The organism is Wandonia haliotis (genome assembly GCF_039523435.1).
Lineage (GTDB): Bacteria > Bacteroidota > Bacteroidia > Flavobacteriales_D > Crocinitomicaceae > Wandonia > Wandonia haliotis.
In genome coordinates this window covers 1-2,411 of record NZ_BAAAFH010000014.1, presented here as the reverse complement: position 1 = coordinate 2,411, position 2,411 = coordinate 1, and the positions used below count along the sequence as shown (strand labels likewise).

Annotated in this window: 1 protein-coding gene; it reads right to left on the bottom strand. The window is 48.7% G+C overall.

The annotated features are described in order from the left end of the window. Positions 1–2,078 (bottom strand): right-handed parallel beta-helix repeat-containing protein (locus ABDZ97_RS12210; protein WP_343788050.1); only part of this gene is annotated, 2,078 nt, incomplete at its 3' end. Positions 2,079–2,411 lie beyond the last annotated feature (333 nt).

Sequence of the window (2,411 nt, the reverse complement as noted above, 5' to 3'; positions counted from 1 at the left end):
TTGGTGTTCTGGGATTGTCCGCCTACACGCAGATTTCCGAAACTATTGCGGTAAATCTCGTTGTCCGCTTCCCCTGAGTTATTCACTAGGATACCGATGGTATTCCCCATTCCGGTAGCACCGTTGGTGGTTCCTTCCTCCAATGTGTTTTCCTGCACGATATACCCCGTACAGTTATCCAGATGAATCCCCACAGTTTCAAAGGTATAGTTAGGCGCAACGGATTTGTAAATGGAAAAATCCGAACGCTGTATTTTGAAGTTGTTCACATCGGAGGTATAAATCCCGGTGTGGTTGTCCACGAAATCCGCCCGGTCCACCAAATAGGGTTTTGGTGCGATCCATCCCGCAGCCATGATGCCGTAATGCAGGCTTTCGAAGCGGGAGCGGACAGGATTCGGGCAACCTGACTGTATGCCGCAGTAACGATCCACGTAGAATTGGGAGTTGAGGGAAGCAATCCCCGTTCCCTGCTTATTAGCGGGGTACAGTTCCGGTGTGAGGTTACGGAATACACACCCTTTCACGTACACACGGTTTACCCCCATCAGGGCAAGGTGATACATTGGGTATCGTGCCGGATCTTTCAATAATCCGTTGGTCATAAAGGTACTGTTGGAAAACTGGCTTTTGTTGATGTGCTGGTAAGCTGCCAGTACGACATCTTTTTCGTTATTGAAAAAAGTAGCTTCCTGTACCACAACAATCCCTCCGGCATAGTCAGAATTCACCGTTCCGTTAGCGAGGACCGTTCCGGTCGCAACACCGGTAAGGGCGTGCTGAATACGTGAATTGTCGAGAATATACACGGCTCCCTGTATACTGTTGTGCGAACCGGAAGAAGCGTGCGGGAATCCCTGCTGCTGCGAGGGGTGTCCATGTACTTCGATTCCCGGCCACATCAATTCAGGCGAACAACGGTCATCCACGGTAAATAAGGTGTTTTTCAGGATCAGTTTCCCTCCGTTCTGTCCACCGCTTCCCCGTTCCACGATCACTTTGGCGGTAGGTGAGAAACGGAACTCCATATTCTCCAGTGTCAGCACCGATCCGGCTTTCACACGCAGTTCATCCTTTATATAGACCACCCCGTTGTCGATCGTAAAGGGCGGTGCTGCCATGGTTTCCGTCCAGGTTTCGATCCCGGTGGAAAGCAACTGGTCGTTGGAAAGCCGTGTTTCCAGACAGCATTCCAATACCTCTTCGTACATATCGTAGTAATTGAATCCGTCGATCTGGTCGGGAAGGATATAAGCTCTGTCTTCAGGGATGATATAGATGGCAGGTTTTGCCATGTGATTGGGCGAGAAGTTTACCGAAAGCGCATTGGCATTCCAGTTCGACGGATTGGGCGTATTGGTATTCGAAAGGCTCGCCAGTGCCGTACTGGTCTGTGTTGTGGGATTGTCTTTGGCCGCATAGATGCGTCCGTCGGCTCCCATTTCAAGTAGCGAATATTGGTAATCTCTCCCTTCATTGGCATCTACGTGGAGAGGATAGATGGTATAGCTTACTTCTCCCAAATCGATGTATTCCACGCAACTGGTACGGTTGGATACCTCGGCATGGGTCATATAGAGATAGCGTCCGTCTTCGGAAAATTCCAGTCCGCGGATATTGGCATTCTCACCATTCATGTGTTCAATGTTGTAGTATCTCCGTGCCGACGGGATTTCCACTCCTGCATTGTTGAGCAGGGTAACCATTACAGTGGAATACTCGGTGTATTGTGTATTGTCACCGATAGCGCGGATAAGAGGATATGCAAGGAAGTAATCCCCAGAAGGCATGGCTTTAATTTCCATTTCTGAACGCATAAAATACGTACGGTCGTAATGGACATCGGTTTGAAGAAAGTAATTGTCATAAGCAAGCCCTTGTTCATCAATAGTGAAACGGAAGATATGATCCGACCCGGAGATAAACAATTTATAGGAATTATCTGCACGCATCGGGGTTACGGCAAAGTACACCCCGCCGAATCGTGGCAGACCGGGAGCATCATTGAATGGTGGTTCATCAATCATATCAGCGATGTTGTACAGGGGAGTGTCTACATTCATGACAAAACCGCCCATGCGACCTGCGAAAAATTCATTGGGCAGGCTCATGTCCAGTATGGCATAATGCGGTATGTGGTTGGAATTCCCGTTGTAATGGTTCAGCGCAGTACCTATGATGTAATACCGTGAACAGTTGCCCGGATCGGGAACGATGACCATTTCAGAAGTACCTTTCATGCTCATATAAGGTGAACTTGCTTTTTCCAGCCAACCCATGGCATAGCCATCGGCATCGTAAACAATTTCGTCAACGATGAAAAACAGCAGGTTACCCTGTGCATCCATCATGGAGTTGTGTGTACTGGCTGCTTCCTGACCCTGATAGTAATAGTACTGTTCCCCCGGATC